The sequence below is a fragment of the Pseudomonas fluorescens genome, from assembly GCF_041354075.1.
GTDB classification, from domain to species: domain Bacteria; phylum Pseudomonadota; class Gammaproteobacteria; order Pseudomonadales; family Pseudomonadaceae; genus Aquipseudomonas; species Aquipseudomonas fluorescens_CE.
On record NZ_JARZGC010000005.1, the window covers coordinates 151,090 to 165,364 of the forward strand.

Annotated in this window: 14 protein-coding genes; all 14 read left to right on the forward strand. The window is 61.7% G+C overall.

The features are described 5' to 3' along the window. Window positions 1-13: 13 nt before the first annotated feature. Window positions 14-1,876 (forward strand): Fe-S protein assembly chaperone HscA, encoded by a 1,863-nt coding sequence (gene hscA / locus QIW53_RS08610; protein ID WP_371049211.1) that lies wholly within the window; start codon window positions 14-16, stop codon window positions 1,874-1,876. Between the two features lie 2 nt (window positions 1,877-1,878). Beyond that, the gene (gene fdx, locus QIW53_RS08615) at window positions 1,879-2,220 is read left to right on the forward strand and encodes an ISC system 2Fe-2S type ferredoxin (protein ID WP_192302617.1); all 342 of its coding nucleotides are present in this window, start codon (window positions 1,879-1,881) and stop codon (window positions 2,218-2,220) included. Window positions 2,221-2,234: 14 nt separating this feature from the next. Then, complete coding sequence (gene iscX / locus QIW53_RS08620) at window positions 2,235-2,435, forward strand: Fe-S cluster assembly protein IscX (protein WP_368557203.1); 201 nt, start codon at window positions 2,235-2,237, stop codon at window positions 2,433-2,435. A gap of 88 nt (window positions 2,436-2,523) precedes the next feature. Further along, window positions 2,524-2,949, forward strand: a complete 426-nt coding sequence (gene ndk, locus QIW53_RS08625; RefSeq protein WP_192302616.1) for a nucleoside-diphosphate kinase — start codon at window positions 2,524-2,526, stop codon at window positions 2,947-2,949. 28 nt (window positions 2,950-2,977) lie between these two features. Then, window positions 2,978-4,120, forward strand: coding sequence for a 23S rRNA (adenine(2503)-C(2))-methyltransferase RlmN (gene rlmN, locus QIW53_RS08630; protein WP_371049212.1), 1,143 nt, complete (start codon window positions 2,978-2,980; stop codon window positions 4,118-4,120). A gap of 15 nt (window positions 4,121-4,135) precedes the next feature. Next, a complete protein-coding gene (gene pilW, locus QIW53_RS08635; protein WP_371049213.1) occupies window positions 4,136-4,894 on the forward strand; it encodes a type IV pilus biogenesis/stability protein PilW in 759 nt (252 codons plus the stop codon). Further along, window positions 4,894-5,949 carry a RodZ domain-containing protein gene (locus QIW53_RS08640; RefSeq protein WP_371049214.1) on the forward strand — a complete coding sequence of 352 codons (1,056 nt, stop codon included), beginning with the start codon at window positions 4,894-4,896 and terminating at the stop codon, window positions 5,947-5,949. Before pilW ends, QIW53_RS08640 begins: the two co-directional genes overlap by 1 nt. A gap of 3 nt (window positions 5,950-5,952) precedes the next feature. Beyond that, window positions 5,953-7,062, forward strand: a complete 1,110-nt coding sequence (gene ispG / locus QIW53_RS08645; RefSeq protein WP_020795607.1) for a flavodoxin-dependent (E)-4-hydroxy-3-methylbut-2-enyl-diphosphate synthase — start codon at window positions 5,953-5,955, stop codon at window positions 7,060-7,062. A gap of 24 nt (window positions 7,063-7,086) precedes the next feature. Beyond that, complete coding sequence (gene hisS, locus QIW53_RS08650; RefSeq protein WP_371049215.1) at window positions 7,087-8,376, forward strand: histidine--tRNA ligase; 1,290 nt, start codon at window positions 7,087-7,089, stop codon at window positions 8,374-8,376. A 41-nt stretch (window positions 8,377-8,417) separates the two neighbouring features. Further along, window positions 8,418-9,059, forward strand: coding sequence for a YfgM family protein (locus tag QIW53_RS08655; protein WP_192302610.1), 642 nt, complete (start codon window positions 8,418-8,420; stop codon window positions 9,057-9,059). After that, window positions 9,052-10,203 (forward strand): outer membrane protein assembly factor BamB, encoded by a 1,152-nt coding sequence (gene bamB, locus QIW53_RS08660; RefSeq protein ID WP_371049216.1) that lies wholly within the window; start codon window positions 9,052-9,054, stop codon window positions 10,201-10,203. Before QIW53_RS08655 ends, bamB begins: the two co-directional genes overlap by 8 nt. Window positions 10,204-10,451: 248 nt before the next feature. After that, window positions 10,452-11,924 carry a ribosome biogenesis GTPase Der gene (der, locus tag QIW53_RS08665; protein WP_371049218.1) on the forward strand — a complete coding sequence of 491 codons (1,473 nt, stop codon included), beginning with the start codon at window positions 10,452-10,454 and terminating at the stop codon, window positions 11,922-11,924. Window positions 11,925-12,149: 225 nt separating this feature from the next. After that, window positions 12,150-13,298, forward strand: coding sequence for a pyridoxal phosphate-dependent aminotransferase (locus QIW53_RS08670; RefSeq protein WP_371049219.1), 1,149 nt, complete (start codon window positions 12,150-12,152; stop codon window positions 13,296-13,298). Next, on the forward strand, window positions 13,286-14,077 hold the full coding sequence (locus QIW53_RS08675; RefSeq protein ID WP_371049220.1) for an amidohydrolase: 792 nt from the start codon (window positions 13,286-13,288) through the stop codon (window positions 14,075-14,077). Before QIW53_RS08670 ends, QIW53_RS08675 begins: the two co-directional genes overlap by 13 nt. Window positions 14,078-14,275 lie beyond the last annotated feature (198 nt).

The window sequence follows — 14,275 nt, forward strand, 5'->3', positions numbered from 1 at the left end:
AGTCCTGATCACGATGGCCCTACTGCAGATCGCCGAACCCGGCCAAAGTCCTCAACCGCACCAGCGTCGTCTGGCTGTGGGGATCGACTTGGGCACTACCAATTCGCTGGTCGCTGCATTGCGCAGTGGTCTTTCCGAGCCGCTGGCCGATGCTGACGGGCAGGTCATCCTGCCGTCTGCCGTGCGCTACCACGCCGATCGCGTCGAAGTCGGCGAGTCGGCCAAGCTGGCCGCTTCCGCCGACCCGTTGAACACCGTGCTGTCGGTCAAGCGCTTGATGGGTCGTGGTCTGTCCGACGTCAAGCAACTGGGCGAGCAACTGCCGTATCGCTTCGTCGGCGGCGAATCGCACATGCCGTTCATCGACACCGTTCAGGGGCCGAAAAGCCCGGTCGAAGTGTCTGCCGATATCCTCAAGGTCCTGCGCCTGCGCGCTGAGGCGACCCTGGGTGGCGAACTGGTCGGCGCGGTGATCACCGTTCCGGCCTATTTCGACGACGCTCAGCGCCAGGCCACCAAGGACGCCGCCAAGCTGGCCGGCCTGAACGTGCTGCGTCTGCTCAACGAACCGACTGCTGCGGCGGTGGCCTATGGTCTGGATCAACATGCCGAGGGCCTGGTCGCCATTTATGACCTGGGCGGCGGCACCTTCGATATTTCGATTCTGCGCCTGACCGGCGGTGTGTTCGAAGTGCTGGCCACCGGCGGCGACAGCGCCCTGGGTGGCGATGACTTCGACCACGCCATCGCCGGCTGGATCATCGCCAGTGCCGGTCTGTCGGCCGACCTTGATCCGGGTGCGCAGCGCAATCTGCTGCAAACCGCCTGTGCGGCCAAAGAGGCGCTGACCGATGCGGCATCGGTTGAGGTGGTTTACGGCGACTGGAAAGCCGAACTGACCCGCGAAGCCTTCAACGCGCTGATCGAACCCATGGTGGCGCGCAGCCTGAAAGCCTGCCGTCGTGCCGTGCGTGATTCCGGCGTGGAGCTCGAAGACGTGCACGCGGTGGTCATGGTCGGTGGTTCGACCCGCGTGCCGCGTGTACGCGAAGCCGTCGCCGAAGCCTTTGGCCGCCAGCCGCTGACCGAAATCGATCCGGATCAAGTGGTGGCCATCGGGGCCGCGATCCAGGCCGATACGCTGGCCGGCAACAAGCGCGACGGTGGCGAACTGCTGCTGCTCGACGTGATTCCACTGTCCCTGGGGCTGGAAACCATGGGCGGCCTGATGGAGAAGGTGATTCCGCGCAACACCACCATTCCCGTCGCTCGCGCCCAGGACTTCACCACCTACAAGGACGGCCAGTCGGCCATGGCGATCCACGTGTTGCAGGGCGAGCGCGAGCTGATCAGCGACTGCCGTTCCCTGGCACGTTTCGAATTGCGCGGCATTCCGGCGATGGTGGCCGGCGCGGCGAAGATTCGCGTGACCTTCCAGGTCGACGCCGACGGCCTGCTTAGCGTTTCCGCCCGGGAAATCGGCTCGGGCGTTGAAGCCAGCATCCAGGTCAAGCCGTCCTACGGCCTGACCGACGGCGAAATTGCCAAGATGCTCAAGGATTCGTTCCAGCACGCCAACGATGACAAGGTCGCCCGTGTGCTGCGTGAGCAGCAGGTTGACGCCCAGCGTCTGATCGAGGCGGTGCAGGCCGCGCTTGAAGCCGACGGCGAGCGCCTGCTCGATGCCGAGGAGCGCATGGTCATCGAAATGCAGGTGCAGGAGCTGACCGAACTGATGAAAGGTACCGATGGCTTCGCCATCGAGCAGCAGACCAAGCGTCTGTCGCAAGTAACCGATGCCTTTGCCGCCCGCCGCCTGGATTCGACCGTGAAAGCCGCCCTGGCGGGGCGCAACCTGAATGAGATTGAGGAATAACGATGCCGCAGGTCATTTTTCTGCCACACGAAAAGTTTTGCCCGGAAGGCATGGTTGTGGAGGCTGAGCCCGGTACGTCGATCCTCGAGCTGGCCCACGAGCACCATATCGAGATGGAAAGTGCCTGCGGCGGCGTCTGCGCCTGCACCACCTGTCACTGCATCGTGCGCGAAGGGTTCGATTCGCTGGAAGAGGCGGATGAACTGGAAGAAGATTTCCTCGATCGCGCCTGGGGCCTGGAAGCGCAGTCGCGCCTGGCGTGCCAGGCCATTGTCGGGACCGAAGACCTGACCGTCGAAATTCCGAAATACTCGCTCAACCACGCAGCCGAAGCGCCGCACTGATTCAAGGAACTCTCATGAGTCTGAAGTGGACTGATGTACTGGAAATTGCTATCCAGCTGGCTGAAAGCAAACCTGAAGTTGACCCAATGTCGGTCAACTTCGTCGATCTGCGCAAATGGGTGATGGAACTGCCCGAGTTCGACGACAAGCCTGAACATTGTGGCGAAAAGATCCTCGAGGCCATTCAGGCCAACTGGATCGAAGAACGCGACTGAGCCACGCTGCAGGTTAGGCAATACCCAAGAACCCGCGTATAATTCGCGGGTTTAATTTTTCACAAATTACCGTTTCTGGAGTTACACCATGGCTGTTCAACGTACTTTCTCCATCATCAAGCCTGACGCTGTTGCAAAAAACGTCATCGGCGAGATCACCACTCGTTTCGAAAAAGCCGGCCTGCGCGTTGTAGCTTCGAAACTGAAGCAACTGTCCAAAGCCGAAGCCGAAGGCTTCTACGCTGAGCACAGCGCTCGTGGTTTCTTCGGCGACCTGGTTGCCTTCATGACTTCCGGTCCGGTTGTCGTTCAGGTGCTGGAAGGCGAAAACGCTATCGCTCGCAACCGTGAGCTGATGGGCGCCACCAATCCTAAAGAAGCCGCTGCCGGCACCATCCGTGCTGACTTCGCTGAATCGATCGACGCCAACGCTGTACACGGTTCGGACTCCGAAGCCGCTGCTGCTCGCGAAATCGCTTACTTCTTCGCAGCTACCGAAGTAACCACTCGCTAAGCATCGCTTAAAGAGTGAAGGTGAATCCATGACGATATCGACTGTTAAAACCAACCTGCTGGGGCTGACCCAGCCGGAAATGGAAAAATTCTTCGACTCAATCGGGGAGAAGCGTTTCCGTGCCGGTCAGGTAATGAAATGGATTCACCACTTTGGCGTCGATGATTTCGACGCCATGACCAACGTCAGCAAGGCCCTGCGCGAAAAGCTCAAGGCGGTTGCCGAGGTTCGCGGTCCGGAAGTGGTCAGCGAGGACATCTCCAGCGACGGCACCCGTAAATGGGTGGTGCGCGTGGCGTCCGGCAGCTGCGTCGAGACCGTGTACATTCCCCAGGGCAAACGCGGCACCCTGTGCGTTTCGTCCCAGGCAGGCTGTGCCCTGGATTGCAGTTTCTGCTCCACCGGCAAGCAAGGCTTCAACAGCAACCTCACCGCCGCCGAAGTCATCGGCCAGGTGTGGATTGCCAACAAATCCTTTGGCAGCGTCCCGGCGACCGTCGACCGTGCCATCACCAACGTGGTGATGATGGGCATGGGCGAGCCGCTGCTGAACTTCGACAACGTCATTGCGGCCATGCGCCTGATGATGGATGACCTGGGCTACGGCATTTCCAAGCGCCGCGTGACCCTGTCGACCTCCGGTGTGGTGCCGATGATCGATGAGCTGGCCAAGCACATCGACGTCTCGCTGGCGTTGTCCCTGCACGCACCCAATGACGCATTGCGTAACCAATTGGTGCCGATCAACAAGAAATATCCGCTTAAGATGTTGCTCGAATCGTGCCAGCGCTACATGTCGTCCCTGGGCGAGAAGCGTGTGCTGACCGTCGAGTACACCTTGCTCAAGGACGTGAACGACAAGGTCGAGCACGCCGTGGAAATGATCGAGTTGCTCAAGAATACCCCGTGCAAGATCAACCTGATCCCGTTCAACCCGTTCCCGCATTCCGGTTACGAGCGTCCGAGCAACAACGCGATCCGTCGTTTCCAGGATCAGCTGCATCAGGCAGGCTACAACGTCACCGTGCGCACCACCCGTGGTGAAGACATCGACGCGGCCTGTGGTCAATTGGTAGGGCAGGTGCTGGATCGCACCCGTCGCAGCGAACGTTATATTGCCGTGCGCGAGTTGAGCGCCGACAGCGATATGGCGCAGAACGCCGCGAAATAATTAGAGAGGATCTCCATGTCCCTGCGCTTTGCGCTGCTTTTGCTGTTCGCCAGTCTTTGCACTGGTTGCGTCCTGTCGGGCGATTTCAATCCGATGAAGACCAGCAAGGGGCGCGACGAGGCACGTGTCGCCTATGTGCAACTGGGGTTGGGTTACCTGCAACAGGGCATGACCGAACGCGCCAAGGTGCCGTTGAAGAAAGCGCTGGAGCTGGACAGCTCGGACCCGGACGCCAACGCGGCGCTGGGCCTGGTGTTCCAGGCCGAAATGGAGCCGGAGCTGGCCGATGAGCATTTTCGCAAGGCGCTGTCGTCCAGCCCCAAGGATGCGCGAATCCTCAATAACTACGGCAGTTTCCTCTACGAGCAGAAGCGCTACAAAGAGGCGTACGAGCGCTTCGAGCAAGCCGCCGCCGATACCCTGTATCCTGAACGCTCACGGGTGTTCGAGAACCTGGGAATGACCGCCTCGATGCTCGGCCAGCGTGAATTGGCCCAGCAGCAACTGGAAAAAGCCCTGCGGTTGAATCAGCAACAACCCCGTGCCTTGCTGGAAATGGCTGAGTTGTCTTACGAAGACAGGCATTATGTGCCCGCGCGAGACTATTACGACCGTTTCAGCCTGCTCACGGAGCAAAATGCACGTAGTCTGTTGCTCGGCGTGCGGTTGGCAAAAGTATTTGAAGATCGCGACAAGGCCGCCAGTTTTGGCCTGCAACTCAAACGACTCTATCCCGGTACGCCGGAATATCAGCAATACCTGTCGGAGCAATGATGAAAGCGGCGCATCCCGAAGTTGTAGCAGCGAATCGCGTTAACCCCGGTGAGACCTTGCGCCAGGCCCGCGAAAGCAATGGCTGGTCGCTGGCCGAAGTGGCCCTCAAGCTCAACCTCACGGTCACTTCCCTGAGCAATCTTGAGGCGGGCGCTTTCGACAAGCTGCCAGGGCACACCTTTGCCCGTGGCTACATTCGTGCGTACGCCAAGTTGCTCGGCATGGACCAGACCGTTCTGGTCCAGCAGTTCGACCAGTCCACCGGCACCGACTCCCAGGGCAGCAGCGTTCACGCCCTGGGTCGCATCGAAGAGCCGGTACGGGTTTCCCACACCATTTTGCGCATCGTCAGCCTGTTGCTGCTCATCGCGGTGATCGGTGGCGGTTTTGTCTGGTGGCAGGATCAGACCTCCCTGCGGACCAAGGACCTGATCAGCCTCAGCCCGGAACACGTTGAAGTCGAAGGCGCCGACGGCACCACCCAGATCCATCCGCTGGACGAGCCCGAAGACCAGGCCGTTGCCGAAGCGCAGACCGACAACTCCACCGCGCTGGCACTGCCACAGGCCGAGAGCGCCGCTGAAGCGCCGGCTGAAGCCAACGCTGCGCCGGCCGCTGAGCCGACGGCTCCGGCCGCCCCGGCAACGCCTGCCCCGGCCGCACCGACGCACAATGCGGCACCGGTCGTTGCCACGCCAGCTGCGCCTGCTCCGACTGCGCCTGCTCCGACTGCTCCGGCCGCCGCTACTGCGCCGGCCGCCGCTTCGGTCACCCCGACCATTCCGGCGCCGACCGCCGCGGCCACCACCGCTGGCCAGGGTCAGGTTCAACTGCAATTCACCGCTGATTGCTGGACGCAGGTGACCGATGGCTCCGGCAAGGTGCTGTTGAGTGGCCTCAAGCGCAAGGGCGACAGCGTCAGCCTCAGCGGCAAGCCGCCGTTTGCCGTGCGCCTGGGTTATGCCCGTGGCGCGCAGGTCAGTTACAACGGCCAGATGGTCGATGTCGCTCCGTTCACCAGTGGCGAGACCGCTCGCCTGAAGTTGGGTCAATAAGTCATGCACGGCGAATCTCCAATCAAACGTCGCGAATCCCGCAAGATCTGGGTGGGTAACGTGCCTGTGGGCGGCGATGCGCCTATCGCTGTGCAGAGCATGACCAACAGCGACACCAATGACGTGGCGGCCACCGTCGCCCAGATCAACCGCCTGGAAGCCGCCGGCGTCGACATCGTGCGCGTGTCCGTGCCCGACATGGACGCCGCCGAGGCATTTGGCAAGATCAAGCAACTGGTCAAGGTGCCGCTGGTGGCCGACATTCACTTCGACTACCGCATCGCCTTGCGCGTGGCCGAACTGGGCGTCGATTGCCTGCGCATCAACCCGGGCAACATCGGCCGCGAGGACCGCGTGCGTGCGGTGGTCGACGCCGCCCGTGACCGTGGCATCCCGATCCGCATCGGCGTCAACGCCGGTTCCCTGGAAAAAGACCTGCAGAAGAAATACGGCGAGCCGACCCCGGCCGCGCTGGTCGAGTCCGCGCTGCGCCACGTCGAACATCTGGAACGCCTGAATTTCCAGGACTTCAAGGTCAGTGTGAAGGCCTCCGATGTGTTCATGGCGGTCGAGGCGTATCGCCTGCTGGCCAAGGAAATCGTCCAGCCGCTGCACTTGGGCATCACCGAAGCCGGTGGTTTGCGTTCAGGCACGGTGAAATCCGCCGTGGGCCTCGGTATGCTGCTCGCCGAAGGGATTGGCGATACTATCCGCATCTCGCTGGCGGCCGATCCGGTCGAGGAAGTGAAAGTCGGCTACGACATTCTCAAGTCCCTGCACCTGCGTTCCCGTGGCATCAACTTCATCGCCTGCCCGAGCTGCTCGCGGCAGAACTTCGATGTGGTCAAGACCATGAACGAGCTGGAAGGGCGCCTTGAAGACCTGCTGGTGCCGCTGGATGTCGCGGTCATCGGCTGTGTGGTCAACGGCCCGGGCGAAGCCAAGGAAGCCCATATCGGCTTGACCGGCGGCACGCCCAACCTGATTTACATCGACGGCAAGCCGTCGCAGAAACTGACGAATGACAATCTGGTGGATGAGCTTGAACGCTTGATCCGCGAGAAAGCGGCCGAAAAGGTCGAAGCCGACGCTGCCGTCATTGCGCGCGGCTAGGTCGAACGAATTTAAGGATTGATAGTGAGCAAGTCTCTGCAAGCCATTCGTGGCATGAACGACATCCTGCCCGAACAGACCCCCCTGTGGCGTCACTTCGAGGGCACCGTTGCGCGCCTGCTGGATAACTACGGTTACAAGCAGATCCGCATGCCGATCGTCGAGTTCACCGAGCTGTTCAAGCGCTCGATCGGCGAAGTGACCGACATCGTCGAAAAAGAGATGTACACCTTCGACGACCGCAACGGCGATTCGCTGACCCTGCGCCCCGAAGGCACGGCGGCCTGCGTGCGTGCGGTGCTCGAACACGGCATCACCGGCGGTGGCCAGGTGCAGAAACTCTGGTACATCGGCCCGATGTTCCGTCACGAGCGTCCGCAGAAAGGCCGTTATCGCCAGTTCCACCAGATCGGCGTGGAGGTGTTCAACCTCGACGGTCCGGACATCGACGCCGAGCTGATCGTGCTGACCTGGCGCCTGTGGGGCGAGCTGGGCATCCGCGATGCGGTCAAGCTCGAACTCAACAGCCTGGGCACCAGCGAGTCCCGTGGGCGTTACCGTGAAGCGCTGGTGGCGTTCCTGTCGCAACACCTGGACAAGCTCGACGAAGACAGCCAGCGCCGCCTGAAGACCAACCCGCTGCGGGTCCTGGACACCAAGAATGCCGACACGCAGGCGATCCTGGTGGACGCGCCGAAAATGGCCGACTACCTGGACGACGAATCCCGTGCGCACTTCGAGGGCCTCAAGGCTCGCCTGGACGCCGCGGGCATTCCTTACGTGATCAACCCGAAGCTGGTGCGCGGGCTGGATTACTACAGCAAGACCGTTTTCGAATGGGTCACCGACAAGTTGGGCGCCCAGGGCACCGTGTGTGCCGGCGGCCGTTACGACGGTCTGGTGGAGCAGATGGGCGGCAAGCCGACCCCGGGCGTCGGTTTCGCCATGGGGATCGAGCGCCTGGTGCTGCTGCTGGAAACCCTGGAGCAGATCCCGCAAGAGATCTCCCGCCAGGTCGACGTCTACCTGTGCGCCTTCGGTGAAAAAGCCGAGTTGGCCGGCCTGGCGCTGGCCGAGCGTGTGCGTGACCAGCTACCCAACCTGCGCCTGCAAGTGAATGCCGGCGCCGGCAGTTTCAAGAGCCAGTTCAAGAAAGCCGACAAGAGCGGTGCGCTGTATGCGCTGATCCTCGGTGACGACGAAATGGCCCAGCAAGTGGTAGGTTTCAAACCCCTGCGTGGCCAGGGCGAACAACAAAGCATTGCCTGGGATGCGCTTGCTGCACACCTGGCCACCTGCGTCGTGCAGGGTTGAAGCTGTCCAAACAGCCGATTTAGCGATTAAGGAGTATTGGGGTGTCGAGTACCGAAGACGAACAGCTGGCGGATTTGAAGGAATGGTGGTCACGCAACGGCAAGCCCCTGGTCACCGGCGGCCTGTTGGCGCTGGTCATCGTATTCGGCTGGCAGGCGTTTCAGAAGTATCAGGGCAACCAGTCGCAAGGCGCTTCGGTGCTTTATCAGCAATTGCTCGAAACCACGCTGACGCCTGACGGCAAGCCGGATGCCGCCCGTGTCTCGGACCTGGCCGGCAAGCTCAACAGCGAGTTCGGCGGCAGCGCCTACGCGCAGTACGGCAGCCTGTTCGTGGCCAAGGTCGCGGTGGACAGCGGCAAGCTGGACGACGCCGCGAGCGAGCTGAAGGCCATCGTCGCCAAACCGGCCAATCCGGCACTGGGCGAAATCGCCCGTCAGCGCCTGGCGCAGGTGCTGGGTGCGCAGAACAAGGCCGATGAAGCCCTGAAACTGCTCGAAGGCGATGCCGACAAGGCGTTCCTGGCCACTCGCGAAGAACTCAAGGGCGACCTGCTGGTGCAGCTGGGTCGTACCGATGAAGCGAACACGGCGTATCAAAAAGCCAAGGCGGCACTGTCGGATGAAGCGGCAGTCGGTGGCCTACAAATCAAGCTGGACGACCTGGCCAAAGGGGATGCGTGACGTGATCCAGTGGAAACATGCAGCATTGCTGGCTCTGGCCATTCTGGCCGCGGGTTGCAGCAGCAACAGCAAGAAAGAACTGCCACCGGCTGAACTGACCGATTTCAAGGAAGAGGTGGTTCTGCAGAAACAGTGGAGTCGTTCGATCGGTGACGGTCAGGGCGAAACCTACAACATGCTGGTTCCGGCGGTCGAGGGCAGCACCATTTATGCCGCCGACGTAACGGGCGTGGTGATGGCGCTGGATCGCAACAACGGCGACGTCAAGTGGAAGAAGGATCTCGAGCTGCCTGTGTCCGGTGCCGTTGGCGTCGGTTACGGCCTGCTGACGATTGGTACGCTCAAGGGTGAAATCGTTGCCCTGGACTCTACCAATGGCGAAGAGAAATGGCGCGCTCGCGTGTCCAGCGAAGTGCTCGCACCCCCGGCCAACAACGGTGATGTGGTGGTGGTGCAGACCCAGGACGACCGTCTGATCGGTCTGGATGCCGCAACCGGCAGCCAGCGCTGGATGTATGACAGCACCCCGGCGGTTCTGACCCTGCGTGGCACCAGTGCGCCGATCGTGACCAACCGCCTGGCGGTGGCTGGCCTGTCGACCGGTAAAGTGGTCGCCCTGGACATCTCCAACGGCGTGCCGGTGTGGGAACAACGCGTCGCGATCCCGCAGGGGCGTTCGGAACTGGAGCGTGTGGTCGACATCGACGGCGGCCTGCTGCTGTCCGGCGAGACGCTTTATGTAGCGAGCTACCAGGGCCGTGTCGCGGCACTGGACCTGGAAAGCGGTCGTCAGCTCTGGCAGCGTGATGCGTCCAGCTACGCTGGCGTGGCCCAGGGTTTCGGCAACGTCTACGTGAGCCTGTCTTCGGGCACCGTTGAAGGCGTCGACGAGCGTTCGACCACCGCCCTGTGGAGCAACGATGCACTGGCTCGCCGTCAACTGTCGGCACCGGAAGTGTTCTCCAGCTATGTTGCAGTGGGTGACCTGGAAGGTTACCTGCACCTGTTGAGCCAGGTAGACGGTCGTTTCGTCGGCCGCGAGCGCATCGACAGCGACGGCCTGCGTGCCCGTCCGCTGGTGGTGGACAACATGATTTATGTGTATGGCAACAGCGGCAAACTGGAAGCCCTGACCATCAAGTAACAACTATGCTTGGGGTTGATACCTCAAGCGGCTGCACCTTTGCGCATGACTGAAACTGTAGGAGCGAGCATGCTCGCGATGGACGCACAGGCACCGCGTTCATTCAGGACGCCAACGTCTTCGTTGACGCCCATCGCGAGCATGCTCGCTCCTACAGGGATCGTGGATGTGTCCGGGAAGCCCTCGAGCACCAGCCGCTGCCTAGCAGCGGCTTTTGTATTTTCTGAAATAACGAAGTGGAGAGCCGCATGGTTCCCGTAATCGCCCTGGTGGGTCGACCGAACGTCGGCAAGTCCACCTTGTTCAACCGCCTGACCAGGACTCGCGACGCCATCGTCGGCGACCTGTCCGGTCTGACCCGTGATCGCCAGTACGGTGAGGCCAAGTGGCAAGGGCGTTCCTACATTCTGATCGACACCGGCGGTATCTCCGGTGACGAGCATGGTATGGACGAAAAAATGGCCGAGCAGTCGCTGCTGGCCATTGAAGAAGCCGATGTGGTCCTGTTCCTGGTCGATGCCAAGGCAGGTTTCACCGCCGCCGACCAGATGATCGCCGAGCACTTGCGCAAGCGTAACAAGCGCTCTCACGTGGTGGCGAACAAGGTCGACAACATCGACCCTGAAATGGCCCGCGCCGAGTTCGCGCCGTTGGGCATGGGCCACGCGATCCCGATCGCCGGTGCCCACGGTCGTGGCATCACCCAGTTGCTGGAAATCGCCCTGAGCGATTTCCCGAAGGATGACGACGAGCCGCAGGAAGGCGAGGAAGAGGAAGAAGTCGCCGAAGGCGAAGAAGCCAAGCGCATTCCTGGCCCGAGCGAAAAAGACGGGATCAAGATTGCCATCATCGGCCGTCCCAACGTCGGCAAGTCGACCCTGGTCAACCGCATGCTCGGTGAAGACCGGGTGATCGTCTACGACCAGCCCGGCACCACCCGGGACAGTATCTACATCCCGTTCGAACGAAATGACGAGAAGTACACGCTGATTGACACGGCGGGCGTGCGCAAGCGCGGCAAGATCCACGAGGAAGTCGAAAAGTTCTCGGTGGTCAAGACGCTGCAGGCGATCAAGGACGCCAACGTGGTGATCTTCGTCATGGACGCCCGCGAGGGTGTGGTGGATCACGATCTCAACCTGCTGGGCTTTGCCCTGGAGGCCGGTCGGGCCTTGGTCATCGCACTGAACAAGTGGGACGGCATGACCCCGGGCGAACGCGATTTCGTGAAGGTCGAACTGGAACGCCGGTTGTTCTTCGTCGACTTTGCCGACATCCACTTCATTTCGGCGTTGCACGGCACGGGCGTGGGTAACCTCTACGCCTCGGTGCAGAACTCGTTCAAGTCGGCGGTCACCCGCTGGCCGACCAGCCGCCTGACCCAGATCCTCGAGGACGCCGTCACCGAGCACCAGCCGCCGATGGTCAACAGCCGCCGGATCAAGCTGCGTTATGCCCACCTGGGTGGTGCGAACCCGCCGATCATCGTGATTCACGGTAACCAGATCGAGAAGGTGCCGAAGTCTTACGTGCGTTACCTGGAGAACACTTACCGCCGTGTCCTGAAGCTGGTCGGCACGCCGATCCGCATCGAGTTCAAGGGCGGCGAGAACCCGTACGAAGGCAACAAGAACTCGCTGACCGACCGCCAGGTCAACAAGAAGCGTCGCTTGATGTCGCACCACAAGAAGGCCGACAAAAAGCGCCGCGACAAGCGCTGATTGCAGGCCTGCCCTGACCCCTGTGGGAGCGGGCTTGCCCGCGATGAACGATTATGCGGTGTGACTGTTGCACCGCGGTGCTGCCATCGCGGGCAAGCCCGCTCCTACAGAGGCAGTGGTAGAAAAGAGGGCGCTTTAAGCGCCCTTTTTTTATGGGCGCCGGATGGGCTATCCTCGGGCTCTCCCGCGCCGCGTCAGAGCCGGGTGTAGAGCAGGGAACCACCGATGATCACCAGTAAGCTGCCGAATGTCGGCGTCACTATTTTCACGCAGATGTCGCAGCTCGCGGCGCAGACCGGGGCGATCAACCTGTCCCAGGGCTTTCCCGATTTCGATGCCCCGCAGGCCTTGTGCGACGCGGTCGGCCGGCACATCGCCAGTGGTCACAACCAGTATTCGCCGATGACCGGCCTGCCGGCGCTGCGTCAGCAAGTGTCGGCGAAGATCGCGCGCAGCTATGGCGTGCAGGTCGATGCCGATCACGAAGTGACCATCACCCCCGGCGCCACCCAGGCGATCTTCTGTGCGATCCAGGCGGTGATCCACAGCGGCGACGAAGTGATCGTGTTCGACCCTTGCTATGACAGCTACGAGCCGTCGGTGGAACTGGCGGGCGGGCGCTGCGTGCATGTGCAGCTCGGTTTGAACGATTTTTCCATCGACTTCGAAAAACTCGCGGCGGCGATCAGCCCGCGCACCCGCATGATCGTGCTGAACACGCCCCATAACCCGAGCGGGGCGCTGATCAGCCACGCCGAGCTGGATCAGCTGGCGGAGCTGATCCGTGATCGCGACATCTATCTGGTCAGCGATGAAGTCTATGAACACCTGGTGTTCGATGGCGTGCCCCACGTCAGCGTGTTGAACCATGAAGAGCTGTATCAGCGCGCCTTCGTGGTCAGTTCGTTCGGCAAGACCTATCACGTCACCGGCTGGAAAACCGGTTACGTGGTGGCGCCACCCGCCCTCACGGCGGAGCTGCGCAAGGTGCATCAATACGTGAGCTTCTGCGGGGTGACGCCGCTGCAGTTCGCCCTGGCCGATTTCATGGCCGAGCACCCGGAGCATGTCGAAGAGTTGCCGGACTTCTACCAGGCCAAGCGCGACCTGTTCTGCGACCTGCTGACGCCTTCGCGCTTCAGCTTCAAGCGCGTGACCGGCACCTATTTTCAGTTGGTCGACTACTCGCAGATTCGCCCGGACCTCAATGACGTCGAGATGTCCCTGTGGATGACCCGCGAGCACGGCGTGGCGAGCATCCCGATCTCGGTGTTCTACCAGACGCCGCCTGAAGGCCAGCGCCTGGTGCGCCTGTGCTTTGCCAAACGCGAGGAGACCCTGCGCGCCGCAGCGGAAAAACTATGCGTGATCTGAGTGCACTGCCCAACCTGAACGTCGCGCTGATCCAGACCACCCTGGCCTGGCATGACCGCCAGGCCAACCTGGAGCATTTCGAGCCGTTGCTGGATCAGGCGCGGGGTGCCGACCTGATCATCCTGCCGGAGATGTTCACCACCGGGTTTTCCATGGAATCGGACACCCTCGCCGAGGCGGAGAATGGGCCGACCAGCCAGTGGCTGCGTGTCCAGGCGGCCCGGCTCGATGCCGTGATCACCGGCAGCGTGATCGTCCAGGCCGCCGACGGCAGTCATCGCAATCGCCTGTTGTGGGCGCGGCCGGACGGCGAAGTCTTGCACTACGACAAGCGCCACCTGTTCCGCATGGCGGGTGAGCACAACCACTACACCCCCGGCGAGCGCCAGGTGCAGTTCGAGCTCAAGGGCTGGCGAGTGCGGCCGCTGATTTGCTACGACCTGCGTTTCCCGGTGTGGAGCCGCGATGCCCAGGACACCGACCTGCTGCTCTACACCGCGAACTGGCCGGGTGCACGGCGCCAGCACTGGAACCGCTTGCTGCCGGCACGGGCCATCGAAAACCTGTGTTACGTGGCGGCGGTGAACCGCATTGGCACCGACGGCAAGGGTTTTGCTTATACCGGCGACAGTCAGGTGCTGGACTTCCAGGGCGAGACCTTGCTTGGTGCTGGGGATGCGGATGGGGTGTTCAAAGTGGTGCTGGATGCGGCGGAGCTGCAGGCGTATCGCACGCGGTTTCCGGCGAATCTGGATGCGGATACGTTCGAGTTCACCTGATAGCTTCACTGCCTGACAGGACGCCTTCGCGGGCAAGCCCGCTCCTACAGGTTTTCAGGTGTACCCGACATTTATGTACACCTCGGTCACTGTGGGAGCGGGCTTGCCCGCGAAGAGGCCTGATTGAACAGCATAAAAGTATCAGGCAACAAAAGGCCCCGGACGCTTTCGCCCCGGGGCCTTTTTGTATTTCAGCGA

What these genes read in the sequence shown, in the direction of transcription:
- iscX (WP_368557203.1), top strand. Translation starts at nt 2,235, where the DNA reads ATGAGTCTGAAGTGGACTGATGTACTGGAAATTGCTATCCAGCTGGCT.
- pilW (WP_371049213.1), top strand. Translation starts at nt 4,136, where the DNA reads ATGTCCCTGCGCTTTGCGCTGCTTTTGCTGTTCGCCAGTCTTTGCACT.
- fdx (WP_192302617.1), top strand. Translation starts at nt 1,879, where the DNA reads ATGCCGCAGGTCATTTTTCTGCCACACGAAAAGTTTTGCCCGGAAGGC.
- QIW53_RS08675 (WP_371049220.1), top strand. Translation starts at nt 13,286, where the DNA reads ATGCGTGATCTGAGTGCACTGCCCAACCTGAACGTCGCGCTGATCCAG.
- rlmN (WP_371049212.1), top strand. Translation starts at nt 2,978, where the DNA reads ATGACGATATCGACTGTTAAAACCAACCTGCTGGGGCTGACCCAGCCG.
- ispG (WP_020795607.1), top strand. Translation starts at nt 5,953, where the DNA reads ATGCACGGCGAATCTCCAATCAAACGTCGCGAATCCCGCAAGATCTGG.
- hscA (WP_371049211.1), top strand. Translation starts at nt 14, where the DNA reads ATGGCCCTACTGCAGATCGCCGAACCCGGCCAAAGTCCTCAACCGCAC.
- QIW53_RS08670 (WP_371049219.1), top strand. Translation starts at nt 12,150, where the DNA reads ATGATCACCAGTAAGCTGCCGAATGTCGGCGTCACTATTTTCACGCAG.
- QIW53_RS08640 (WP_371049214.1), top strand. Translation starts at nt 4,894, where the DNA reads ATGAAAGCGGCGCATCCCGAAGTTGTAGCAGCGAATCGCGTTAACCCC.
- der (WP_371049218.1), top strand. Translation starts at nt 10,452, where the DNA reads ATGGTTCCCGTAATCGCCCTGGTGGGTCGACCGAACGTCGGCAAGTCC.
- bamB (WP_371049216.1), top strand. Translation starts at nt 9,052, where the DNA reads ATGCGTGACGTGATCCAGTGGAAACATGCAGCATTGCTGGCTCTGGCC.
- ndk (WP_192302616.1), top strand. Translation starts at nt 2,524, where the DNA reads ATGGCTGTTCAACGTACTTTCTCCATCATCAAGCCTGACGCTGTTGCA.